This is a genomic window from Burkholderiales bacterium (genome assembly GCA_036262035.1).
Lineage (GTDB): Bacteria > Pseudomonadota > Gammaproteobacteria > Burkholderiales > SG8-41 > JAQGMV01.
Genome location: DATAJS010000023.1, coordinates 84,879 through 107,525 on the forward strand (window position 1 = coordinate 84,879; position 22,647 = coordinate 107,525).

Consider the following 22,647-nt stretch of genomic DNA (forward strand, 5'->3'; position numbering starts at 1 on the left):
GCTTTTTCGGCCGCCGCGGGTTTCTCGCCTTGCGGCGCTCCCTGTTTCGCGCCGCGGTCGCCGCCTTGCGGCGCCGCCTTTGCGCCGCCGTCACTGCCTTGCGGCGCCGCCTTTGCGCCGCCGTCACCCTTCGGCTTCGCCGGCTTCGCCTGTTGCACTTGCTTGATCTTCGGCGCCAGCACCATCACGAGCTGGCGACCTTCCATCTTCGGCCACTGCTCGACGACGCCATACGGCTCGAGCTCGTCGCGCACACGCTGCAGCAACCGCTGGCCGAACTCCTGGTGCGCGAGCTCGCGGCCGCGGTAACGCAGGGTGATCTTGGTCTTGTCGCCTTCTTCCAGGAATCGGATCAGGTTGCGGAGCTTGATCTTGTAGTCGCCTTCGTCCGTGCCCGGACGAAACTTCACTTCCTTGACGACGATCTGCTTCTGCTTGAGCTTGGCTTCGTGGCGCTTCTTGCTCTCACGGTACTTGAATTTCCCGTAATCCATGATCTGGCAAACCGGCGGATTCGCCGTGGGCGCGATCTCTACCAGATCGAGCTCGGCCTCTTCGGCCATCTTGTTCGCGGTCGCCAGACTCACGACGCCTACCTGTGATTTATCCGCCCCGATCAGACGTACTTCCGGCGCATTGATCTCACCGTTGATCCGGGCTTCCTTTTCCTGTGCTATGCGACGAGCTCCTTAGTCAAATTCGTCTTACGCCGTCCTCCCCCGCTGCGCCTCTTCGGCCTTCAGCAGAGAAAGAAAAGCCTCGACCGTCATACGGCCGAGGTCCTCACCCTTGCGGGAACGAACGGCAACCTGTTGCGCCGCCACTTCCTTGTCGCCTACGACGACCTGGTAAGGCAGCTTTTGCAGACTATGTTCTCGAATCTTATAGGAAATTTTTTCATTCCTCAAGTCGGCATGAGCCCGCAGACCGGCCTGACGCAGCGCAGCAGCAACGCTTTTCGCGTAGTCGATCTGGCCTTCCGAAATGTTCATCACGACCGCCTGCACGGGGGCGAGCCACACCGGCAGCGCCCCGGCGTAATTCTCGATGAGGATGCCGATGAAGCGCTCCATCGAGCCCACGATAGCCCGGTGCAGCATAACCGGTGCCTTACGGGTGTTGTCCTCGTCGACGTACTCGGCCCCGAGGCGACCGGGCATCATGAAATCGACCTGTATCGTCCCGACCTGCCATGGCCGGCCGATGCTGTCTTTCAGGTGATATTCGATCTTCGGACCGTAAAACGCGCCTTCTCCGGGCAATTCCTCCCACTCCACGCCGCATTTGCGTAACGCGGCGCGCAATGCGTTCTCCGCCTGCTCCCAGACTTCGTCCGTGCCCAGACGCATCTCGGGCCGCAGCGCGAGCTTCACGGTGACGTCGGTAAAGCCGAAATCGGCGTACACCTCCAGGGCACGGCGGTGAAAAGCTTCCACTTCGGGCTCGATGTGCCCCGGCGTACAGAAGATGTGGCCGTCGTCCTGGGTGAACCCGCGTACCCGCATGATCCCGTGCAGCGCGCCCGAAGGCTCGTTGCGATGGCAGGAGCCGAACTCGCCGTAGCGCAGCGGCAGGTCGCGATAGCTGCGCAGCCCGGCGTTGAAGATCTGCACGTGCCCGGGGCAGTTCATCGGCTTCACCGCGTACTCGCGGTTTTCCGAGCCCGTGAAAAACATGTTCTCGCGGAAGTTATCCCAGTGGCCCGAGCGCTTCCACAGCGTCACGTCGAGGATCGACGGGCAGCGCACCTCCTGGAAGCCGGTCTCCCTGTAGACGTTGCGCATGTACTGCTCGACCTGCTGCCAGATCGTCCAGCCCTTGGGGTGCCAGAACACCATGCCGGGGGCTTCGTCCTGCATGTGGAAGAAATCGAGCTGCCGGCCGAGCTTGCGGTGGTCACGCTTCTCCGCCTCTTCCAGGCGATGGAGATACGCCTCCTGGTCTTCCTTTTTCGTCCATGCCGTGCCGTAGATGCGCGAGAGCATCTCGTTCTTGGAGTCGCCGCGCCAATAGGCGCCGGCGACCTTCATGAGCTTGTGGACCTTGAGCTTGCCCGTCGAAGGCACGTGCGGGCCGCGGCAGAGGTCGATGAAGTTGCCCTGACCGTAGAGCGAGATGTTCTCGCCCTCGGGGATGGAGCCGATGATCTCCGCCTTGTATTTCTCGCCCTGGTCGCTGAAGAACTTCACCGCCTCGTCGCGCGGCATGACGCTGCGCTCGACCCTGATGTCGCGCTTGGCGATCTCGCCCATGCGCTTTTCGATGGCGCCGAGGTCCTCGGGGGTGAAAGGCCGCTTGTACGAGAAGTCGTAATAGAAGCCGTCCTCGATGACCGGGCCGATCGTCACCTGCGCGTCGGGAAACAGCTCCTTCACCGCGTGCGCGAGCAGGTGCGCCGTCGAATGGCGGATGACTTCCAGGCCTTCGGGATCCTTGTCCGTGACGATGGCGACGTCGGCGTCGTTGTCCACCGTGTAGGCGGTATCGACGAGCTTGCCGTCGACCTTGCCGGCGAGCGCGGCTTTGGCGAGACCCGGCCCGATCGACGCCGCGATCTCGCCGACCGTGACGGGCTTATCGTAGGAACGGACCGAACCATCCGGAAGCTTGATATTAGGCATGGCCTCTACCACCCAATAGCTACAAATAAAAAAAGTGCGGGATCGCCGCACTTTTTCATGAACGAAACTCGCGCGGCTACGCGGATTTGAGCCCGGTAGTCGGGGTTCGCGTGACCGAAATACGCCGCATGTCTCGTTCGCTTCAGTATTGGTAGGCGCGATTGGACTCGAACCAACGACCCCCACCATGTCAAGGTGGTGCTCTAACCAGCTGAGCTACGCGCCTGAAGAGGGGAAATTGTAACGGAAGCCGCGCATTCGTTCAAATTTCCCGCGGCCGCGAGTGCGCTATGATCGTGTCGGATAAGAACGACAAGAGGCACGCTATGAGGTCTCGCAAATCCACGGCTACGCTCACGCTCGTGTTGATCGGCGCTGCGCTCCACGGCTGCGGCGACGACAACCAGACCGCGCGACGGGACGTCTACCGCACCCAGGCCGACTGCAAGCGCGACTGGGGCGAGGACGCCTCCAAGTGCGAGCGCCAGTCCTCCGGCCCGCACTCGGGCTATTACTACGGCCCCTCCTACGGCTACGGCCGCAGCACTTCGACGGTGGGCAGCAACCTGTCGCCGCGCTCCGGGAGCAGCGCCATGTCGAGCACCACCGTGAGCCGCGGCGGCTTCGGCGCCTCGGCGTCCTCGCACAGCTCCGGCGGCTGATGGATCGCGAGCGCACACCGCCGCGGCGCAACTGGCAGGCCGAGCTCGACGCGGTCGGCTTCCACTTCCACAGCCTCGACGGCAGCTACTGGGACGAGTCGGCGTGCTATCGCTTCACCGCCGCCGAGGTCGACCTGATCGAGGCCGCGACCGCCGAGCTCCACGAGATGAGCCTGCACGCGATCGACGAGATCGTTTCGCGCGGCTGGATCGAGCGTTACAAGCTCGAGCGCTTCGGAGGCTTCGTCGTCGATTCGTGGCAGGCGGAAGACCTCTCGCTCTACGGCCGCTTCGACCTGCGCTACGACGGCAAAGGCCCGCCCAAGCTCCTCGAATACAACGCCGACACGCCGACCTCGCTGATCGAAGCGGCGGTCGCGCAGTGGAGCTGGCTGCAGGCGGTCAGGCCCGCGAGCGACCAGTTCAATTCCATCCACGAGAAGCTCATCGCGCGCTGGCAGGAGATACGCCCCGGCTTGCGCGGCGTGCCGGCGACGGTGCACTTCACGTGCGTCGGCGACTCCGAGGAGGACATCGGCAACATCGAATACCTGCGCGATACCGCGATGCAGGCCGACATCGACGCACGCTTCATCGCCATCGCGGACATCGGCTGGTCGGAGGAGGCGAACTCGTTCGTCGATCTGGACGACCAGCCGATCCGCGCGCTCTTCAAGCTCTACCCGTGGGAGTGGATCGCCGCGGAGCGGTTCGGGCCCAACATCGCGCGCTCGGGTCTCACGGTGATCGAGCCCGCGTGGAAGGTGCTGCTCTCGTGCAAGGCGATCCTCGCGGTGTTGTGGGAGCTCTATCCCGACCATCCCAATCTGCTGCCCGCGTATTTCGAGCCGGACAAGCTCGGCGAGCGCTATGTCAAGAAACCGCTCTACTCGCGTGAAGGCGCGAACGTCGAGATCCACGGCCCGCGCGGCGTGTTCGCGCAGCCCGGCACGTATGGCGCGGAGGGCTATGTGTATCAGGCGTACGCCCCGCTGCCGGAATTCGACGGCAACTATCCGGTGATCGGAAGCTGGATCGTCGGCGGACAGCCCTGCGGCATGGGCATACGCGAAGACAACACCCCGGTTACGAGCAATACGAGCCGCTTCGTCCCCCATTACTTCGACTGAAAGGCAAGAATGGATACCGACATCCTGATCCACTCGGCGCGCGGCATCGACGACTTCGTCGTCTACCTCGGGGCGAGCCTTGCGCTGCTGGCGATCTTCATCAGCATCTATGTCTGGATCACGCCGTACCGCGAGATCGCCCTGATCCGCGACGGCAACGTGGCCGCAGCGGCGAGCCTCTCGGGCGCGGTGCTCGGCTTCGCCATCCCGCTCGCGCACGCGGTCGCACAGAGCATCACTCTCCTCGAGATGGCGATGTGGGGCGTGGTCGCATTGGCAGTCCAGACGCTGGTGTTCCTCGTCATGAGACGCATCATGCCCGGCATCGCGAGCGACATCCCCGCCGGCAAGCTCGCGCCGGGCGTGTTTCTCGGGTCGGTTTCGCTGGCTACGGGTTTGCTGAATTCGGCGTGCATGACTTATTGAGTGGGTGACATGAAGCGGTGACGAAAACCGGTGACGGGTAGACCGGTGACGGATGAAGCGGTGACGGGTGAGGCGGTGACGAAAAACACTCCCTCCCCCACAGGGGGAGGGCTGGGGTGGGGGTGGGTTTTATTGCTACTTACCGCTCCGGTCCTCGCGCAAGCACCGTTGTCCGAGATGATCGCCATCCCCGCCGGCCCGTTCACCATGGGCAGCAACGAAGGCCCCGACGACGAGAAGCCCGCGCATACCGTTACCCTGCCCGCTTACTCGATCGATCGTTTCCCCGTCACGAACGCGCAGTACGCCGAGTTCCTGAACGCCGCACCGAAACCCGCGTCGCGCCTGTACGACTTCGACGATCCCGATGCGCGCATCCACCGGCGCGGCGAGCGCTGGGTGGCGGATACGGGCTACGACAACCATCCGGTGGTCGAGGTGCCCTGGGCCGGCGCCGTCGAGTACTGCCGCTCTAAGGCTAAACGCCTGCCGACCGAAGCCGAATGGGAAAAAGCCGCGCGCGGGACCGACGCACGGCGCTATCCGTGGGGCAACGAGCCGGCCGATGCGAAACGCGCGCAGTTCGAAGCGCGCTACAACGAGACCGCGGCGGTCGACGCACGTCCCGCCGGCGCGAGCCCGTACGGCGTGCGCGAGATGGCGGGCAACGCGTGGAACTGGGTGGCGAGCGCGTATCGCGCCTACCCTTATCGCGCCGACGACGGCCGCGAGGATTTGAAGCCCGGCCCGGTGCGCGCGGCGCGCGGCGGCGGGCACGATTCGCGCGCCGACGAGATCACGACGACCCAGCGCGGGCGCAACCTCTCGCGTAATCCCGCCTCAGGTCATCACAACATCAGCTTCCGCTGTGTGCGTTAAGAGCTAAAAGCTTGAACACGGAGGACACGGAGGAACACGGAGGACACGGAGGTCAAGAACGTGTCATCGCGGGGAGCCGCGTAGCGGCGACGTGGCGCACCCTGCGAGATTGCTTCGTCGCTGTCGCTCCTCGCAATGACGTTCCTGGTTTCCTCCGTGCCCTCCGTGGCTTTTCCTCCGTGTCCTCCGTGTCAATGCTTTTGACGCTTAACGTCTTTCGGCCGACATCACGCCTTTGACGTCCCGCACCAGCGTGAGCACGCGCGACAGCTGATCGAGGTTCGCGACCTCGCACGTGAAGCGCATCCGCGCGATGTGCGCGGTGGTCTGCGTCGAGGTGGCGGTGACGTTGACGTGCTCGCGCGTGAGCACGTCGGAGATGTCGCGCAGCAGACCCGTACGGTCGAGCGCCTCGACCGCGACGTCGACCGGGAACGTCGCGCCCGAGGCATCGCCCCATTCGGCGGCGACGCAGCGCTCGTTGTCGAGGCGTTTCACGTTCGCGCAGTCGGCGCGGTGCACGCTCACGCCGCGGCCGCGCGTGACGAAGCCGACGATCCTGTCCGGCGGCGCGGGCTTGCAGCATTTCGCGGTGAGCGTGAGCAGCTTGTCGACGCCGACGACGAGCACGCTGCCTTTGCCCGACGATCGCGGTTTCTTCGGAACCGCGATCGTCTCCTCGGGCTCGATCTGCGGCTCCGGCGGCTTCAGCGCATCCTGCATCTGCTTCGGCCCGACCGCGCCGCGCGCGATATCCACGAGCAGGTCCGGAAGCTTCTCGAACCCCATGTCCGCCGCGAGCTTGTCGAGGTTGAGCGCGGTCATGCCGTGGCGCTGGAGCTCTTTGTCCAGCATCGCACGCCCCTGCGCGAGGTCCGCTTCGAGGTTCTGGCGGTTGAACCAGTTGCGCACCTTGCTGCGCGCGCCCTGGCTGCGCAAAAAGCCGAGCGCGGGATTGAGCCAGTCGCGGCTCGGCCCGCCCTGCTTCGCGGCGAGGATCTCGACCTGCTGGCCGTTGGCGAGCGGCGTGTTGAGCGGGACCATCGCGCCGTCGACCTTCGCGCCGCGGCAGCGATGGCCGAGCTCGGTGTGCACGTGGTAGGCGAAGTCGATCGGCGTCGAGCCCTTGGGCAGGTCGATGACACGTCCCTGCGGCGTGAGCACGTAGACCGTGTCGGCGAAGAGCTCGGTCTTGAACTGCTCGGCGAGCTCGCTCGCGTCGCTGACTTCGTCCTTCCATTCGAGGATCTGGCGCAGCCACGCGATCTTCTCGTCGTACCCGCGCTCGTGGCGGCCGGATTCCTTGTACCGCCAGTGTGCGGCGATGCCGAGCTCGGAGTGCTGGTGCATCTCCTGCGTGCGGATCTGCACCTCGATCGCCTTGCCTTCGGGGCCGATGACCGCGGTGTGCAGCGAGCGATACTGGTTCGCTTTCGGTTTGGCGATGTAGTCGTCGAACTCCTTGGGGATCGGCGACCACAGATGGTGCACCAGGCCGAGCGCGGCATAGCAGTCTTTGACGTCGTCGACGAGCACGCGCACCGCGCGCACGTCGAACAGCGCTTCGAAGCCCACGCCTTTCCTCTGCATCTTCTTGTAGATGCTGTAGATGTGCTTGGGCCGCCCGGTCACCTCGGCGGCGACCCCCGCGCGCGCGAGCTCGCCTTTGAGCGTCGCGATCACCGCCTCGATGTAGCGCTCGCGGTCGAGGCGTTTCTCGTCGAGGAGCTTGGCGATCTCCTTGTAGGTGACGGGCTCCAGCAGCCGGAACGCGAGGTCCTCGAGCTCCCACTTGAGCTGCCACACCCCGAGGCGGTTCGCGAGCGGCGCGAAGATGTCGCGGGTGAGCTCGCCGACGGCGCGCTTCGAAGCTTCGTCCTCGCTCTTGATCGCCGCGCGCAGATCCTGCAGATGGTCGCTAAGCTTGATCAGGACGACGCGCACGTCCTGCACCATCGCGAGCAGCATCTTGCGCAATGACTCGAGCTGCGCGGCCTGCTGCTGCGGTTTCCCGGCCGCCCCGCTCCGGGTCGAGAGCGCGCCGATGTGCGCCATGCGCACGACCCCTTCGGCGAGATCGGCGATCGCCACGCCGAACTTCTCGCGGATCGCGCGCGCGGTGTCGGGCGAGCGCTCGTACGCCGGATACAGGAGCGCTGCGGCCAGCGTGTCCGCGTCCAGGTTGAGCGCGGAGAGCGTCTGCGCGACGTCGAGCACGTGCGCGAGCAGCGGGCGGTCGCCGCCAAGGACGCGGTTTTCGTACAGCGGCGCGGCGAAATCCAGCGCGCGCTCGATCAGCGCGTTCTGCGGGCCTGCCGCGGCGGCGAGGCGCGCGCGCCACGCTTGAAGCGCGGCGGTTTCGGTCTGGACGAGCTGGAGATGGGAACGGGTGACCATGGCGGATCCGAATCGAGCGGGGAAGATACAGCACGCACCCCAAGTCTGACAGACGAAAGTGGAATAAGGTCATTGCGACGAAGCAATCCGGAACGTGCGTCACGAGATCGCCACGGCGCTTCGCGCCTCGCGATGACGGCTACGGCATAGCGGTCAGCTGTGCTTCGAGGCGCCTTACGTCATCGCCGGGCGCGGCAAGCCAGTAGCGCCGATAACGCTCGCGATAACGCTCCACGGTCACGCCCGATTCCGGTGCGATCGAGATCGTCAGCGCGCCATCGCGGTCGGTGCGGTACAGCATCGCACCGGTATGCAAATATCTCTCCACCACGTCCGGATGCGGATGCCCGAACCGGTTGCGATAGCCGGCCGAGAAAACGACCGCCCGCGGGCGCACCGCCGCGATGAATTCGCGCGTCGAGGACGTCTTGCTGCCGTGATGGCCGGCGACGATCACGTCCGAGCGCACGTCGACGGCACGCGCGAGCAGCGCCTCCTCCACCGCGCGCTCGACATCGGCGGGGATCAGCACGCTGCCGCCGGGCGCGGCGATCCGCAGCACGCATCCCCGGTCGTTCTTCTTGAGCGGCTCGGCGTAGCTTGCGAGCGGCGGGTGCAGCATCTCGAACCGCACGCCGTCCCATTCCCACGCTTGCCCCGCGTGGCAACGAAAGGCGTCGTCCGCGACCAGCGGCAGCGGATCCATGTCGGGCAGGGAGCTTGCGAGCCAGCCGACGGGCACCGACTGGATCAGCGACAGCGCGCCGCCGGTGTGATCGCTGTCGTCGTGGCTCAGGACCAGTCCGTCCAGACTCCGGACACCGACCGCACGCAAATACGGCGCGACGATGCGGTTGCCGCTGTCCGAGGCCGCGCCATACGCGGGGCCGGTGTCGAAGACGAGCGCATGGCTCGCGGTGCGCGCGACGATCGCGAGCCCCTGCCCCACATCCAGCACCGTGATCTTCGCTTCGCCTTCGGCGAGCGGCGGCGGGAATACGAGGAACAGCGGCAGGCAGGCGACTCCGCCCAGCCACCGCGCCGGAACGCCGCGCGGGAAGATCATCCAGCACGTGCCGACGAGCGCCACGGCGACCGCCCATTCGACCGGCGCGTGCTGCTGCCATACCGCCGCGGGCAGCGCGCTCATCCATTCGAGCGCGACCAGCGTCGCATGCATGATGATCTGCGCCAGTCCAAGCAGCAGATCGAACGGCATCACGCTCCCCACGAGCGCGACCGGCACGACGACCAGGCTCACGACCGGGATCGCCAGTGCGTTCGCGAGCGGCGACACGAGCGAGACCTGCTGGAACAGCGCGAGCAGGAGCGGCAGCAGCGCGATCGTCACCACCCCCTGCGTGCGCGCCCACAGCGCGAGCCAGTGCGGCGTGCCGACGCGGTTCACCACGACGAACAGGATCGCCGCGACCGCGCCGAACGAAAGCCAGAATCCGGCGGAGGTGACGGCCCATGGATCGAGCACGATCACGACCAGCAGCGCCGCACACAACACCGCCGAGACGCGGGCCGCGACACCGGCCCACGACGCCGCGGCCACGACGGCAATCATGTACAGCGTTCGCTGCGCCGGTACCGCGAAGCCCGCGAGCAAGGTGTAGAGCAGCGCGGTCACCGCGCCGGCGAGCGCCGCCGCCCTGGCCGCGGGGAGCCATAGCGTGAGCCGCGCCGAGCGCCGCCACAGGAAATACGCGAGCGCATAGCCCAGTCCGGCCACCATCGTCACGTGCAGGCCGGAAATGCTCATGAGATGGTTCACGCCGGTGCGCGTGTACGTCTGCCATTGATCGGCCGGTATCGCGCGCTGATCGCCCATGACGAGCGCCGCGATGACGCCGGCGCAGCGCTCGCCCTCCAGCGCTTGCAGTATCCGCGCGCGCAATCGCTCGCGCACCGCTTCGACCCAGTAAGCAGGCCGGTGCACCATGTCGGCCAGGCGCTGCGGGGACGTGCCGGGCCGCACGTATCCCGTCGCGCGCACGCCGCGCTCGAGCAGAAACCCCTCGTAATCGAACCCGTGCGGATTCGCGGTGCCGTGCGGGCGCTTGAGGCGCACGGTGAAGCGCCAGCGCTCGCCCGCGCTCGCTTCGGGCAGTTGCACCGCTGCGTCACGCGAGCGCCCCCACCACGACAGCAGCACGCGCTCGGGCACCACCGCGCCCGCCGTCAACACGTGCTCGACGTCGAATTCGAAGCGCACGCTGCGATCCAACGGCTGCGGCAGGCTCGAGACCACGCCGACGATCTCGATGTCGCGGCCCTCCCATGCCGGCGGCAGCGCATCGGCAAGCCGCAGGTGCGCGCGCGCAGCCGCCCAATAGAAGCCGGAGGCGGCCGCCACGCACGCGAGCGCCGCGAAACCGAGCGCTCGCGCCCCGTACGAACGGCGCGCGGCGAGCACGCATAGAGGCAACGCACCGAGCAGCGCCCACGCGTACACGAGCTGCGGCAGCTCGGCCTGGCGCTGCAACAGCCACGCACCGCACGCGAAGAGGACGATGCACACGCGCATGGCGTTACAACGCGCGGCGCGGGCGGTCGCGACTAGTTCTTTAGTTACAATACGAAACCGCCTAAGCAACCGCGCCGATGGCCCGCAAGCTCTTCCGCAAGTACCTGCCGGACGTTGACACCATACGGCAGCACCGCTACGTCGCCTGTTTCGGACCGCGGCTTCAGCACCCCAACCTCTGGCACCTGCATCGCCGGTCGGTCGCGGGCGGCGTCGCCGCCGGCATGTTCGCGGGGCTGATACCCGGCAGCAATCCGGTGCAGTTCCTCGCCGCGTCGCTGCTCGCCATCGTGTTCCACGTGAACCTGCCGATCGCGGTGCTGGTGACGCTCTATTCGAACCCGTTCACGATCGTTCCGCTGTACTACGCCGCATTCAAGATCGGCCAGGTCGCGCTCTTCCGCAACGACAACGACCTGCCTTCGCTGGTGGGGATCTTCGAAGGCAAGGGCATGGGCGAGTGGCTGTCGACGGCCTGGGACTGGATCACCGGCGTCGGCTATCCGCTGATCGTGGGCTTGCCGCTGCTCGCGATCCTCCTCGCGATCGCGGGATATCTCCTGGTCGACTGGGGCTGGCGCCTGCACGTCATGATCGAATGGCGGCGCCGCCAGGTGAGGCGCGCGGTCAAGGCGCAGCGATGAGCGTCCCGGAGTACTGGCCGCAGGCGACGCGCGAGCTCGCCGCACGCGATAACGTCCTTTCGAAGCTCGCCAGGCGCCACGACGGGCTCGCGGTCCGCAGTCGCGGCGACGCGTTCTCGACGCTCGCGCGCGCGATCGTCGGCCAGCAGATCTCGGTCAAGGCGGCACAGAGCGTGTGGCAGCGGGTGCTCGCCGAAGTCGCCGAGATCACGCCGGCCAATGTCGCGGGCGCGGATGTCACCCGGCTGCGCTCGTGCGGCCTCTCGGGACAGAAGACGTCGTATTTGTGCGATCTCGCTCAGCGCTTCGCATCCGGTGCGCTCGACCCGGCGCGCTGGAGCGCGCTCGACGACGAAGCGCTGATCGCCGAGCTCACTCAGGTCAAGGGCATCGGGCGCTGGACCGCCGAGATGTTCCTCATCTTCTATATGGCGCGGCCCGACGTGCTGCCGCTCGACGACGTCGGGCTGCAGCGCGCGATGAGCCTGCACTACAACTCGGGGCGGCCGCTGTCCAAGCTCAAGATGCGGCGTATCGCCAAGGCGTGGGCGCCGTGGCGCTCGGTGGCCACGTGGTATATGTGGCGCAGCCTGGATCCTCTGTCGGCTACTGCCGACAACGGATAGTGTTGAGTGTTTAGTGTTGAGTTGACCTTGGCGAAAATCTCGAGCATGCCGCATTTGACTGAACACTAAACACTCGACACTGAACACTCGCTTTGGAATCCGCCAACACGCTCATACTCGTCGGCGCCGCGCTGATCGCGGCGAGCGTGATCATCAGCGCTTTCGCTTCGCGCTTCGGCACCCCGCTGCTGCTCGTCTTCCTGATACTCGGCATGCTCGCGGGCGAGGACGGGCCCGGCGGCATCCAGTTCCACGACGTCCAGCTCACCTACCTGATCGGCTCGATCGCGCTCGGCATCATCCTGTTCGACGGCGGCATGCGCACGCACGCCGGAAGCGTGCGCGTCGGCATCGGCCCGGGCATCGTGCTCGCCACGCTCGGCGTGTTCGCCACCGCGGCGGTCATCGCTTTCTTCGCGGTCGAGCTGTTCGATTTCACGTGGCTGCAGGGGCTGCTGCTCGGCTCGGTGGTGGGATCGACCGACGCCGCCGCGATCTTCTCGGTGCTCTCCTCGCGCGGCCTCGCGATCAAGCGGCGGGTCAGCGCGACGCTGGAGATCGAGTCCGGCTGCAACGATCCGATGGCGGTGTTCCTCACGATCGTGCTGGTGCAGGCGATCGCGGCGGGCAAGACCGGGCTCGATCTCTCGGTGGTGACGCGGCTCGTTTCGGAGCTTGCCGTGGGCGGCGCCGCAGGGCTCGTCGGCGGCTATCTCATGGTCGCGATCATCAACCGGCTGGAGCTCGCACAGGCGCTGTATCCGCTGCTCGCCTCCGCGCTCGCGCTCGCGATCTTCGGCGCGACCGCGAGCCTGCACGGCAGCGGCTTTCTGGCGATCTACGTCGCGGGGCTGGTGATGGGCAACCGCCAGGTGCATTCGGCCCAGAACATCCTGCGCGTGCACGACGGCCTGGCGTGGCTCGCGCAGATCGGCATGTTCCTCGTGCTGGGACTGCTCGCCACGCCGCGCGAGCTCGTGTACGTCGCGCCGACAGCGCTGCTCGTCGCGGTCGTGCTCACGCTCGTCGCGCGGCCGATCGCGGTGGTCGTGTGCCTGGCGCCGTTTCGCTTCCCGTGGCGCGAGCAGGCGTTCATCGCCTGGATGGGCTTGCGCGGCGCGGTGCCGATCATTCTCGGCGTCTTCCCCCTCGTCGCGGGCATCGAGAACGCGTGGCTTTATTTCAACATCGCGTTCTTCGTGGTGCTGGTGTCGCTCTTCGTGCAGGGGTGGACCGTCGCGCCCGCGGCGCGGGTGCTCCAGCTCGAAGTGCCGCCCGCCTCGCTGCCGGCAGGCCGCTACGACCTCGGCACCGCGGGACACTGGGACCTCGAGCTCGTGCGCTACGACCTCGCCGAAGACAGCCCCGCGATCGGCACACCGCTCGCGCACCTGCCGCTGCCCGAGCAGACGTCCATCGCCGGCGTGCTGCGCGACGAGCGCATCGAGCCGCCCGAGCACGTCACCGCGCTCAATCCCGGCGATCGCGTGTTCGTGCTCGCCGAAGCCGAGCACGTCGACGCGCTGAACCGCGCGTTCATAGCGCCGCACCATCCGGAACGCCTCGAAGAGCACAAGTTCTTCGGCGACCTCGTGCTCGACGCCGACGCGGGGCTGGAAGACATCGCGGCTTTCTACGGCGTGGAGATGCCGCCCGGCGCGGGCGACGTCACGCTCGGCGCTTACCTCCAGCGCGTGTTCCGCAAGCGCCCGGTCGTCGGCGACCGGCTGAAAGTGGGACGCGTCGAGTTCGTCATCCGCGAGACCGCCGAAGACGGCCGCGTCTCGCGCGTAGGTCTTAAATTCAGGTGATCAATGGAATACAAGGAATTCGTCGAGGCCTATCACGCCGGCCGCATCCGAGTGGACATCGACCGCAAAGGCGCCGCGCGCTTCGTGAGCCGCCGGCTGCTGCTGCCTCTCATCATGATGCCCATACTCGGAGTCGGCACTGCGCTCGCGATCATCGGCTGGATCTGGACCGGCCTCGCGATCATCGCCGTGGGCACGATCGTGCCGATGTTCATCAGGGTCAGCGCGCCCAACTTCGTCATGACGCAGTCGCTGCACGATGCGCGGTTCTACAGCGACGCCTATCGGGCGGGGATCATGCATCTGATCGCAGTGAGTGAGGAGCGCCAGAGCAACAACCCTGCGACGCTTTAAGCCGGAAAGGCGCCCGGGAGCATCGCCGCTACTGCCGCAGAATCTTTTCCATCGATTTGCCCTTGGCGAGCTCGTCGATCAGCTTGTCCAGGTAGCGTATTTTCTGCATCAGCGGGTCTTCCACTTCTTCCACGCGAACGCCACAGACCACGCCCCTGATCAGCGAGCTGTTCGGATGGATGGCCGGTGCCCGGGCGAAGAACGTCTCGAAGTCGCTTTCCTGCTCGAGCTGTTGCCGCAACCCGGCTTCGCTGTATCCGGTCAACCAGCAGATGATTCGATCGACGTCCTCCTTCGTGCGGCCTTTACGTTCCGCCTTCTGAACATAGAGCGGATACACGCTCGAAAACCTGGTGGCGAAGATCCGGTGCGTGGACATCGTGGACTACCCCTACACGGGCTTGAGCGGAAGGCGTGGCGTTTGCGGCAACGCGACGGTAATGGGTTGCCCGGACGCTACGATGCCGCCCCGGATGACGATACCCATCACGCCCGCTTTGCGCACGAGCTCGCCATTCGCCGTTCGGGCCAGCACGGCCGCCATGAGCCCCGGCTGAAAGGCATCGAGTTGCCAGCAGGGATTGCGAAGGCCAGTCAGTCGAACACCGGCGCCCGAGCCGAACCAAAGCTCGGTCCCCGCGGGAAGGCAAAGCAGATCGATGCCTTCGGTCGTGACGTTTTCGCCGATTTCTCCGGGAAGAACGTTAAACCCGGCTGCGGCAAGCTCGCCGAACAACTCACGGTGGATCAAATGGACCTGCCGCAGATTCGGTTGCGACGGATCGCGAGCAACGCGGGATCGATGTTTTACCGTCGTCCCGCTATGCGAGTCACCGTCCACACCGAGACCCTCGACGAGCGTGATATGCGCCACCGTCGTCTTCGAGAACGAGTGCGTCGTGCTCTGGTGAACGGCATGAACGACGGAGGGCATCTTATGAGGTCTGCTTCGCAAGCCTGACCGTACGCTTGCGACATGATTCTCGCCTATCACGCGACAAAAGCAAACGCGGTGCGACGTGCGGGACCGTGAGAATGGATTCCCGATCCCTTCCGCTATCGCGGGTCGGGAATGACGTTACGCCGGCTGGAGGACGCCGTCCACGAGCCGCAGGATGCGGTTCGCGCGCGACGCGAGCTCGTGGTCGTGCGTGACGATGACGAAGCTCGTCTGGAGCGAGCGGTTGAGGCCCAGCATCAGCTCGAACACCGCTTCCGCGGTGTGGCGGTCGAGGTTGCCGGTGGGCTCGTCGGCGAGCACGCACGCGGGGCGCGTGACGAGCGCGCGCGCGAGCGCGGCGCGCTGGCGCTCGCCGCCCGAGAGCTCGCCGGGCGTGTGCGTGAGCCGGTGCGAGAGCCCGACCTGGCCGAGCATCTCGGCCGCGGCCTTGTGCGCGTCCTCCTTCGGCATGCGCCGTATGAGAAGCGGCATGGCGACGTTCTCTTCCGCGGTGAACTCGGGCAGCAGGTGGTGAAACTGATACACGAAGCCGAGCGCGCGGTTGCGCGTCTCGCCGCGCTCGGCTTCGGTCTGCGAGCGCAGGTCGGTGCCGAGCACGCGGATCTCGCCGCGAGTGGGCGTATCCAGTCCGCCCAGCAGATGCAAGAGCGTGCTCTTGCCCGACCCCGATGCGCCGACGATGGCGACACGCTCGCCGCGCGCGACGTCGAGATCCACCCCCATCAGCACCGGCACCTCGACCTTGTCCTGCCGGTAGATCTTGGCGAGGTCGCGGCACGAGAGGACGGCGGTCTCGTCACTCATAGCGCAGCGCCTCCGCCGGATTGACCTTCGACGCGCGCCAGCTCGGGTAGATCGTCGCCAGCGTCGACAGCGCGAACGCGACGATCGCGGTGACGATCACGTCCTCGGGATGCAGCTCCGAAGGCAGCTCGGTGATCTGATACACCGAAGGATCCAGGAACCTGAATCCGAAGACCTTTTCGACGAAGCCGAGGATATGGTCGACGTTGAGCGCGCCGAGGATGCCGAACACGATGCCGAACAGCACGCCGGTGAATCCGATCAGCACGCCCTGGATCATGAAGACACGCATCACGCCGCCCGGCGACGCGCCGAGGGTGCGCAGGATCGCGATGTCGGCGTTCTTCTCCTTCACCACCATGAACAGGCTCGAGACGAGGTTGAACGCCGCGATCGCGATGATGAAGAAGAGCAGCAGCGACATCATGCGCTTCTCGAGGTCCACCGCGCGGAAGTACGTCGCGTTCATGCGCGTCCAGTCGAGCACCGTCGCGTTCGGCGGCAGGAAGCGCAGGAGCTCGCGCGCCACGCGCGGCGCCTGGAAGAGGTCGTCGAGCTTCACCCGCACGCCGGTGACGTCGGTGCCCATGCGGTACAAGCGCTGCGCGTCCTCGATGTGGATGAGCGCCAGCGTCGAGTCGATCTCGTAATGGCCGACGTTGAAGGTGCCGACGACGGTGAACTGCCGCAGCCGCGGGATCATGCCGGCCGGCGTCACCTGCCCCTGCGGCGCCACGAGCACGACCACGTCGCCCGGTATGACCCCGAGCTGTCGCGCGAGCGCGTCGCCGAGGACGATGCCGAACTCGCCGGGCTTGAGGTTCGCAAGGTCGCCGCGGCGCATGTTCCTGCCGAGGTCGTCCACCGTGTCCTCGAGCTCCGGGATGATGCCGCGCAGGAACGCGCCGTGGACGTTGCCGCCGCTGGTGAGCAGGCCCTGCGCGTTCACGTAAGGCGCGGTCGCCTTGACTTCGGGATGCTTGGACACCGCTTCGACGACCGCTTTCCAGTCGGCGACCCGCTCGGTGATGTCGCTCACCTGGATGTGCGCGACCGCGCCGAGCATGCGCGTGCGCACTTCGCGCTGAAAGCCGTTGAAGACCGAGAGCACGGTGACCAGCACCGTCATGCCGAGCGCGATGCCGACGATGGAGATCAGCGAGATGACCGAGATGAAGCGGGTGCGCTGCCGGGAGCGCGTGTAGCGCAGCCCGATGAACAGCTCGTATGAATTCAAGAGACGGCTAGTCAGACGAAAGCGCGCAGTTTAACAGACGCCGAATTCGTGTCTGCCGCTGCTAAACTCGCGCCAGTCATGCGATGCACGCTGCTCATCCCGCGTTTGTTCTGGCCGCGCGAGACCGCCGACGCGGCGGCCGCCGGCCTCGAGCTTTCCGCGCTGTCCACGCTGCTCGCGCGCGCAACGGTCGAGCGCTTCGATCCCGTGACGACCGAGGGCTGGCTGTGCCGCGCGTTCGAAGTCGAGCGCCAGCGCGACTGGCCGATCGCGCCGCTGACGCTCGTGCTCGACGGCGGCGAGCCCGACGGCGCGTACTGGCTGCGCGCGGACCCGGTGCACATCAAGGTGAGCCGCGAGGGCCTGCACCTCGTCGACAGTGCGCTCTTCGACCTCTCCGCGGAAGAAGCCTCCGCCTTCGTGGCCGCGCTCAACGCGCATTTCGACGGTGAGCTGGTCTTTTGCGCGCCGCACCCCAAACGCTGGTACCTGAAATGCGCGAGCGCTCCCGCGATCGCGACGCATCCCGTCAGCCAGGTCGCGGGCAAGGACGTTCAGCAGCACCTGCCGCACGGCGAGCAGGCGCTCGACTGGCACCGCCGCTTCAACGAAGCGCAGATGCTGCTGCACTCGCACGCACTCAACGAAGCGCGCGAAGACCGCGGCGATCCGCCGGTCAACAGCGTCTGGTTCTGGGGCGGCGGCACGATCCCGCAGGTCCGCGGCCATCATTTCGGAACCGTGGCGGCGGACGCCGCCGCCGCCACCGCACTCGCCGCCGCCGCCGATGTCGCGGTGAGCCCGCTGCACGCCGACGCGGAATCGTGGCTCGCGTGCTCGAGCGCCGCGAGCTCGACGCTGCCGCACCTCGCGGTCCTCGACCGGCTCGGCAGCGCGGTGACCTATCAGGATGCGGGCGCGTGGCGCGACCGCATCCAGGCGCTGGAGAGCGAGTGGTTCGCGCCGCTCCTGACCGCATTGAAGCGCGGCCGCATCGACGAGCTCGACATCGTCGCGCTCGGCGCCGATCACAGCGCGCGCTTCAGCGTCTCCCGCGGCGCCCTCTTCAAGGTGTGGCGGCGTCCGAAGCCGCTCGCCGCGTACGCATGAAAGGCCCGCTGATCGTCGAGCGCATGGCGCCCGCGGAGGTCGTCGCGCGCCTCACCGCGTCGGGCTGCCATCCCCTGCTCGCGCGCATCTACGCCGCGCGCGGCGTCACCGCGCCGGACGAGCTCGACGATGCGTTCACGCGGCTGCACGCGCCCGAAACCATGATGAACCTCGAGGAGGCCGCGCGCCTCCTTGCGGACGCGATCGAAAAGCGCGCGAAGCTCACGATCGTCGCGGACTACGACGCGGACGGCGCGACCGCCTGCGCGGTCGGCATGCGCGCGCTACGCGCGTTCGGCGCGGACGTCGCCTACCTCGTGCCGAACCGCTTCGAGTACGGCTACGGGCTGACGCCCGAGATCGCCCGCCTCGCGCACGAGCGGCTGCGCCCCGACGTGCTCATCACCGTCGACAACGGCATCGCGAGCCTCGAAGGCGTGGCCGAAGCGAACCGGCTGGGCATGCGCGTGCTCGTGACCGATCACCACTTGCCCGGGGAGAGCCTTCCCGACGCCTGGTGCATCGTCAACCCGAACCAGCGCGGCTGCGGCTTCCCGAGCAAGCATCTCGCGGGCGTCGGCGTCATGTTCTATCTCATGCTCGCGCTGCGCAAAGAGCTCAGGACGCGAGGCGCGCTCACACGCGAGATCAACATGGCGGCCCTGCTGGATTTGGTCGCGCTCGGCACCGTCGCCGACGTGGTGAGGCTCGATGCGAACAATCGCGTGCTCGTGCAGCAGGGCGTCAAGCGCATGCGCGCGGGGCGCACGCAGGCCGGTATCGCCGCGCTGTTCCGTGCGTCGGGCCGCGATCCGTCACGCGCCGGCGCGTACGACCTCGGCTTCGTGCTCGGCCCGCGGCTCAATGCCGCGGGCCGGCTCGACGACATGTCGCTGGGCATCGAGTGCCTCGTCACCGACGACGCCAACCGCGCGCTGGCGATCGCGATGCGGCTCGACGAGCTCAATCGCGAACGGCGGGAGATCGAGGTGCAGATGCAGGACTCGGCGCTGGCGGCCATCGGCGAGGACGTCGGCGACGCCTGTGCGCTGGCCCTCTTCGATCCCGAATGGCACCAGGGCGTGGTCGGCATCGTCGCCTCGCGGCTGAAGGACCGCTTCCACCGCCCGGTGATCGCGTTCGCGCGCGGCAACGCCGGCGAGATCAAGGGATCGGGACGCTCCATTGCCGGCCTGCACCTGCGCGATGCGCTCGACCTCGTCACCAAGCGCCATCCGGGCCTCGTCGTGCGCTTCGGCGGGCACGCCGCCGCGGCCGGACTCACGCTGCGCGAGACCGATTTCGCGGTGTTCCGCTCGGCGTGGGAGGACACGGTGAAATCGCTCGTCACCGCCGCCGACCTCGAGCGTCAGATCGAGACCGACGGCTCGCTTCCGGCCGGCCATGCCACGCTCGCGGCAGGCAGAGCGATTGCAGCGGCGGTCTGGGGACAGGGTTTCCCCGAGCCGAGGTTTTTCGACGGCTTCGAGGTCGTGGAGCAGCGTGTGGTGGGCGGCCGCCACATGAAGCTCAAGGTCGCGCGCGAAGGGCGGGCGTTCGACGCGATGCTCTTCGGCGCGTGCGAAACGTTCCCCGCCCGCATCGAAGCGGTCTACCGCCTCGACGTCAACGAGTTCAACGGCACGCAGTCGCTGCAGCTCGTGGTGCAGCACTGGCACGAAGCCTGAGCCTCGCGCGTCGCACGGTATAATTCGGCTTAATTGGGGTCAGGTCCGAATTTTCCGGGAAAATTCGGACCTGACCCCGAACGCTTTATTCAGGAACCCCATGGAAGCCGAACACATCAACCTCATCGCCAAGCGCCTCGACGACGTCGCGGCGCGCGCCGCAGAGCTGCGGAGGTATCTTTGACTTCGATTCGAAGAAGCTTCGACTGACCGAGGTCGTCCGCCTCACCGAAGACCCCGACATCTGGAACGACCAGCAGCGCGCCCAGGACCTCGGCAAGGAGCGCAAGACGCTCGAGGCGGTGGTCGGCACGCTGGAACGGCTCGATTCCGGCGTGCGCGACGCGAAGGAGCTCTTCGACATCGCCCGCGACGAGAACGACGACGCGACGCTGACCAGCGTCAACCACGACGCCTCCGCGCTCGAGGAATCGGTCGCCGAGCTCGAGTTCCGGCGGATGTTCTCCAACCCCGCCGACCCGAACAACTGCTTCGTCGACATCCAGGCGGGCTCCGGCGGCACCGAAGCGCAGGACTGGGCGGCGATCCTCGAGCGCATGTACCTGCGCTACTGCGAGGGCAAGGGCTTCAAGACCGAGATCCTCGAAGAGTCGCCGGGTGAGGTCGCGGGGTTGAAGAGCGCGACGTTCAAGGTGACCGGCGAGTATGCGTACGGGCATTTGCGCAGCGAGACCGGCGTGCACCGCCTGGTGCGCAAGTCGCCGTTCGACTCGAACAACCGCCGCCATACCTCGTTCGCGAGCGTGTTCGTCTACCCCGAAGTCGACGACACCATCGAGGTCGAGATCAACCCGGCGGACCTGCGCGTCGACACCTACCGCGCATCGGGCGCCGGCGGCCAGCACATCAACAAGACCGATTCGGCGGTGCGCATCACGCACAACCCGACCGGCATCGTCGTGCAGTGCCAGAACGACCGGTCGCAGCACCGCAACCGCGCCGAAGCGATGGCGCTGCTCAAAGCGAAGCTCTACGAGCTCGAGCTTCGCAAGCGCAACGAAGAGAAGCAGGCGCTCGAAGACAGCAAGACCGACATCGGCTGGGGACACCAGATCCGCTCGTACGTGCTCGACCAGTCGCGCATCAAGGACCTGCGCACCAATGTCGAGATCGGCAACACCGAATCGGTCCTCAACGGCGACCTCGACGACTTCATCACCGCGAGCCTCAAGCAGGGGCTGTAAACATGGAAGAAAACAAGACTCCCCTCCTCGATACCAACTCGGTGATCGCCGAGCGCCGCGAGAAACTGAAGGCGCTGCGCGCGCAGGGCAATCCCTACCCCAACGACTTCGACCGCGCGGACCTCGCGGGTCCGCTCGCCGAGCAGTACGGCGGGATGGAGCGTGAACCGCTCGCGGCCGAGGCCAAGTCGGTGCGCATCGCCGGGCGCATGATGCTCAAGCGCGTCATGGGCAAGGCGAGCTTCGCGACGCTGCAGGACATGAGCGGGCGCATCCAGATCTACGTCACCACGAACGACGTCGGGGCGGAAACGCACGACGCCTTCAAGCACTGGGACATCGGCGACATCCTCGGCGTCGAAGGCACGCTCTTCAAGACCAACAAGGGCGAGCTCACCGTCCACGTGAAAAACCTGCGGCTGCTCGCCAAGTCGCTGCGCCCGCTGCCCGAGAAGTTCCACGGTCTCACCGACCAGGAGATCAAATACCGGCAGCGCTACGTCGACCTCATCGTCAACGAGGAGACGCGCAAGACCTTCCGCACGCGCTCGCGCATCATCCAGGCGATCCGCAGCTTCCTCGTCGAGCGCGACTTCCTCGAAGTCGAGACGCCGATGATGCAGCCGATCCCGGGCGGCGCCGCGGCGCGACCGTTCGTGACGCACCACAACGCGCTCGACATGGAGCTGTACCTGCGCATCGCGCCGGAGCTCTATCTCAAGCGCCTCGTGGTCGGCGGTTTCGAGCGCGTGTTCGAGATCAACCGCAACTTCCGCAACGAGGGAATGTCGACCCGGCACAATCCCGAGTTCACCATGATCGAGTTCTACGCCGCATACATGGAATACCGCGGCCTGATGGAGCTCATCGAGAAGATGCTCGCGTATGTCGCGCAGGAGGCGACCGGCTCGACCAGCGTCCAGTACCAGGGCCAGACCATCGAGCTGGGCAAGCCGTTCGACCGGCTCACCATCGTCGAGGCGATCCGGAAGTACAACCCGCAGTACGGCGACGATGTCCTGAACGACCGCGACAAGCTGATCTCGGCGCTCCAGCGGCTCAAGGCGTCGTACAAGCCCACCGACGGCGTCGGCGGCCTGCAGCTCTCGCTGTTCGAAGCGACGGCGGAGACTTCGCTCGTCCAGCCGACGTTCATCCTCGACTACCCCGCCGAAGTGTCGCCGCTCGCGCGCCGCAGCGACTCGAACCCCGAGATCACCGAACGTTTCGAGCTCTACATCGCGGGCCGCGAGATCGCCAACGGCTTCTCGGAGCTCAACGACGCCGACGACCAGGCCGAGCGCTTCCGCGAGCAGGTGCGGCAGAAGGAGGCCGGCGACGTCGAGGCCATGCACTTCGACGCCGATTACATCCGTGCGCTCGAATACGGCCTGCCGCCCACCGGCGGCGCGGGCATCGGCGTGGATCGATTCGTGATGCTGCTCACCGACAGCCCGTCGATACGCGATGTGATCCTGTTCCCGCACATGCGGCCGGAGACGCGGGAAGAGTGACGGATGAGGCGGTGACGGGTGAAGCGGTGACGGATGAGGCGGTGA

19 protein-coding genes, 1 tRNA gene and 1 pseudogene are annotated in these 22,647 nt (G+C 66.6%); 12 read left to right on the plus strand and 9 right to left on the minus strand.

All coding sequences use genetic code 11. From position 1 onward, the window contains the following. Nucleotides 1–158: 158 nt before the first annotated feature. The 3 genes and pseudogenes from infC to VHP37_24270 all read right to left on the minus strand — a co-directional run bounded on the left by infC (nucleotide 159) and on the right by VHP37_24270 (nucleotide 2,847). Nucleotides 159–677, minus strand: a pseudogene (gene infC, locus VHP37_24260) (translation initiation factor IF-3). A 27-nt stretch (nucleotides 678–704) separates the two neighbouring features. After that, nucleotides 705–2,621, minus strand: coding sequence for a threonine--tRNA ligase (thrS, locus tag VHP37_24265; protein ID HEX2829482.1), 1,917 nt, complete (start codon nucleotides 2,619–2,621; stop codon nucleotides 705–707). 149 nt (nucleotides 2,622–2,770) lie between these two features. Continuing rightward, a tRNA-Val gene (locus VHP37_24270) sits at nucleotides 2,771–2,847 on the minus strand. Between the two features lie 100 nt (nucleotides 2,848–2,947). Between VHP37_24270 and VHP37_24275 the strand changes: the two genes are divergently transcribed. The 4 genes from VHP37_24275 (at nucleotide 2,948) to VHP37_24290 (ending at nucleotide 5,718) form a co-directional block, all read left to right on the plus strand. Beyond that, on the plus strand, nucleotides 2,948–3,283 hold the full coding sequence (locus tag VHP37_24275; GenBank protein ID HEX2829483.1) for a hypothetical protein: 336 nt from the start codon (nucleotides 2,948–2,950) through the stop codon (nucleotides 3,281–3,283). Continuing rightward, nucleotides 3,283–4,413: a glutathionylspermidine synthase family protein gene (locus tag VHP37_24280; GenBank protein ID HEX2829484.1), complete on the plus strand. Its 1,131-nt coding sequence runs from the start codon at nucleotides 3,283–3,285 to the stop codon at nucleotides 4,411–4,413. Before VHP37_24275 ends, VHP37_24280 begins: the two co-directional genes overlap by 1 nt. 9 nt (nucleotides 4,414–4,422) lie before the next feature. Beyond that, complete coding sequence (locus VHP37_24285) at nucleotides 4,423–4,839, plus strand: DUF350 domain-containing protein (GenBank protein HEX2829485.1); 417 nt, start codon at nucleotides 4,423–4,425, stop codon at nucleotides 4,837–4,839. A 177-nt stretch (nucleotides 4,840–5,016) separates the two neighbouring features. Then, nucleotides 5,017–5,718, plus strand: a complete 702-nt coding sequence (locus tag VHP37_24290) for an SUMF1/EgtB/PvdO family nonheme iron enzyme (protein ID HEX2829486.1) — start codon at nucleotides 5,017–5,019, stop codon at nucleotides 5,716–5,718. A gap of 207 nt (nucleotides 5,719–5,925) precedes the next feature. Here the strand turns inward: VHP37_24290 and VHP37_24295 are convergent, their stop codons facing one another. Together VHP37_24295 and VHP37_24300 are read right to left on the minus strand one after the other, a co-directional pair. Continuing rightward, entirely contained in the window at nucleotides 5,926–8,115 is a 2,190-nt protein-coding gene (locus VHP37_24295) for a bifunctional (p)ppGpp synthetase/guanosine-3',5'-bis(diphosphate) 3'-pyrophosphohydrolase (protein ID HEX2829487.1), read from the minus strand. Nucleotides 8,116–8,254: 139 nt separating this feature from the next. Next, nucleotides 8,255–10,648 carry a DNA internalization-related competence protein ComEC/Rec2 gene (locus VHP37_24300; protein HEX2829488.1) on the minus strand — a complete coding sequence of 798 codons (2,394 nt, stop codon included), beginning with the start codon at nucleotides 10,646–10,648 and terminating at the stop codon, nucleotides 8,255–8,257. Nucleotides 10,649–10,725: 77 nt separating this feature from the next. Between VHP37_24300 and VHP37_24305 the strand changes: the two genes are divergently transcribed. The 4 genes from VHP37_24305 to VHP37_24320 all read left to right on the plus strand — a co-directional run bounded on the left by VHP37_24305 (nucleotide 10,726) and on the right by VHP37_24320 (nucleotide 14,083). Then, nucleotides 10,726–11,292 (plus strand): DUF2062 domain-containing protein, encoded by a 567-nt coding sequence (locus VHP37_24305; GenBank protein ID HEX2829489.1) that lies wholly within the window; start codon nucleotides 10,726–10,728, stop codon nucleotides 11,290–11,292. Next, the gene (locus tag VHP37_24310) at nucleotides 11,289–11,918 is read left to right on the plus strand and encodes a DNA-3-methyladenine glycosylase (GenBank protein HEX2829490.1); all 630 of its coding nucleotides are present in this window, start codon (nucleotides 11,289–11,291) and stop codon (nucleotides 11,916–11,918) included. Before VHP37_24305 ends, VHP37_24310 begins: the two co-directional genes overlap by 4 nt. A gap of 92 nt (nucleotides 11,919–12,010) precedes the next feature. Next, on the plus strand, nucleotides 12,011–13,729 hold the full coding sequence (locus tag VHP37_24315; GenBank protein ID HEX2829491.1) for a potassium/proton antiporter: 1,719 nt from the start codon (nucleotides 12,011–12,013) through the stop codon (nucleotides 13,727–13,729). A 3-nt stretch (nucleotides 13,730–13,732) separates the two neighbouring features. After that, nucleotides 13,733–14,083 (plus strand): hypothetical protein, encoded by a 351-nt coding sequence (locus tag VHP37_24320; GenBank protein HEX2829492.1) that lies wholly within the window; start codon nucleotides 13,733–13,735, stop codon nucleotides 14,081–14,083. 28 nt (nucleotides 14,084–14,111) lie between these two features. On the opposite strand, the gene VHP37_24325 is transcribed toward VHP37_24320, so the two are convergent. The 4 genes from VHP37_24325 to VHP37_24340 form a co-directional block, all read right to left on the minus strand. Further along, nucleotides 14,112–14,462 (minus strand): DUF2200 domain-containing protein, encoded by a 351-nt coding sequence (locus VHP37_24325; GenBank protein HEX2829493.1) that lies wholly within the window; start codon nucleotides 14,460–14,462, stop codon nucleotides 14,112–14,114. A gap of 12 nt (nucleotides 14,463–14,474) precedes the next feature. Further along, on the minus strand, nucleotides 14,475–15,017 hold the full coding sequence (locus VHP37_24330) for an MOSC domain-containing protein (protein HEX2829494.1): 543 nt from the start codon (nucleotides 15,015–15,017) through the stop codon (nucleotides 14,475–14,477). Between the two features lie 144 nt (nucleotides 15,018–15,161). Beyond that, nucleotides 15,162–15,848, minus strand: a complete 687-nt coding sequence (gene lolD / locus VHP37_24335) for a lipoprotein-releasing ABC transporter ATP-binding protein LolD (protein ID HEX2829495.1) — start codon at nucleotides 15,846–15,848, stop codon at nucleotides 15,162–15,164. Continuing rightward, nucleotides 15,841–17,100, minus strand: coding sequence for a lipoprotein-releasing ABC transporter permease subunit (locus tag VHP37_24340; protein HEX2829496.1), 1,260 nt, complete (start codon nucleotides 17,098–17,100; stop codon nucleotides 15,841–15,843). Before VHP37_24340 ends, lolD begins: the two co-directional genes overlap by 8 nt. A gap of 63 nt (nucleotides 17,101–17,163) precedes the next feature. On the opposite strand from VHP37_24340, the gene VHP37_24345 reads away from it, so the two are divergent. The 4 genes from VHP37_24345 (at nucleotide 17,164) to lysS (ending at nucleotide 22,602) form a co-directional block, all read left to right on the plus strand. Beyond that, entirely contained in the window at nucleotides 17,164–18,195 is a 1,032-nt protein-coding gene (locus tag VHP37_24345) for a hypothetical protein (protein HEX2829497.1), read from the plus strand. Nucleotides 18,196–18,218: 23 nt separating this feature from the next. Beyond that, a complete protein-coding gene (gene recJ, locus VHP37_24350) occupies nucleotides 18,219–19,883 on the plus strand; it encodes a single-stranded-DNA-specific exonuclease RecJ (protein HEX2829498.1) in 1,665 nt (554 codons plus the stop codon). Between the two features lie 100 nt (nucleotides 19,884–19,983). Next, a protein-coding gene (gene prfB, locus VHP37_24355) for a peptide chain release factor 2 (GenBank protein ID HEX2829499.1) occupies nucleotides 19,984–21,088 on the plus strand; the annotation gives its coding sequence in 2 pieces (ribosomal slippage) (nucleotides 19,984–20,064 and nucleotides 20,066–21,088; 1,104 coding nt in all). Between the two features lie 2 nt (nucleotides 21,089–21,090). Continuing rightward, on the plus strand, nucleotides 21,091–22,602 hold the full coding sequence (lysS, locus tag VHP37_24360) for a lysine--tRNA ligase (protein ID HEX2829500.1): 1,512 nt from the start codon (nucleotides 21,091–21,093) through the stop codon (nucleotides 22,600–22,602). Nucleotides 22,603–22,647 lie beyond the last annotated feature (45 nt).

What these genes read in the sequence shown, in the direction of transcription:
- VHP37_24295 (HEX2829487.1), bottom strand. Translation starts at nt 8,115, where the DNA reads ATGGTCACCCGTTCCCATCTCCAGCTCGTCCAGACCGAAACCGCCGCG.
- VHP37_24305 (HEX2829489.1), top strand. Translation starts at nt 10,726, where the DNA reads ATGGCCCGCAAGCTCTTCCGCAAGTACCTGCCGGACGTTGACACCATA.
- VHP37_24300 (HEX2829488.1), bottom strand. Translation starts at nt 10,648, where the DNA reads ATGCGCGTGTGCATCGTCCTCTTCGCGTGCGGTGCGTGGCTGTTGCAG.
- VHP37_24320 (HEX2829492.1), top strand. Translation starts at nt 13,733, where the DNA reads ATGGAATACAAGGAATTCGTCGAGGCCTATCACGCCGGCCGCATCCGA.
- VHP37_24285 (HEX2829485.1), top strand. Translation starts at nt 4,423, where the DNA reads ATGGATACCGACATCCTGATCCACTCGGCGCGCGGCATCGACGACTTC.
- lysS (HEX2829500.1), top strand. Translation starts at nt 21,091, where the DNA reads ATGGAAGAAAACAAGACTCCCCTCCTCGATACCAACTCGGTGATCGCC.
- thrS (HEX2829482.1), bottom strand. Translation starts at nt 2,621, where the DNA reads ATGCCTAATATCAAGCTTCCGGATGGTTCGGTCCGTTCCTACGATAAG.
- VHP37_24310 (HEX2829490.1), top strand. Translation starts at nt 11,289, where the DNA reads ATGAGCGTCCCGGAGTACTGGCCGCAGGCGACGCGCGAGCTCGCCGCA.
- VHP37_24330 (HEX2829494.1), bottom strand. Translation starts at nt 15,017, where the DNA reads ATGCCCTCCGTCGTTCATGCCGTTCACCAGAGCACGACGCACTCGTTC.
- VHP37_24345 (HEX2829497.1), top strand. Translation starts at nt 17,164, where the DNA reads ATGCGATGCACGCTGCTCATCCCGCGTTTGTTCTGGCCGCGCGAGACC.
- VHP37_24275 (HEX2829483.1), top strand. Translation starts at nt 2,948, where the DNA reads ATGAGGTCTCGCAAATCCACGGCTACGCTCACGCTCGTGTTGATCGGC.
- VHP37_24325 (HEX2829493.1), bottom strand. Translation starts at nt 14,462, where the DNA reads ATGTCCACGCACCGGATCTTCGCCACCAGGTTTTCGAGCGTGTATCCG.
- lolD (HEX2829495.1), bottom strand. Translation starts at nt 15,848, where the DNA reads ATGAGTGACGAGACCGCCGTCCTCTCGTGCCGCGACCTCGCCAAGATC.
- recJ (HEX2829498.1), top strand. Translation starts at nt 18,219, where the DNA reads ATGGCGCCCGCGGAGGTCGTCGCGCGCCTCACCGCGTCGGGCTGCCAT.
- VHP37_24280 (HEX2829484.1), top strand. Translation starts at nt 3,283, where the DNA reads ATGGATCGCGAGCGCACACCGCCGCGGCGCAACTGGCAGGCCGAGCTC.
- VHP37_24290 (HEX2829486.1), top strand. Translation starts at nt 5,017, where the DNA reads ATGATCGCCATCCCCGCCGGCCCGTTCACCATGGGCAGCAACGAAGGC.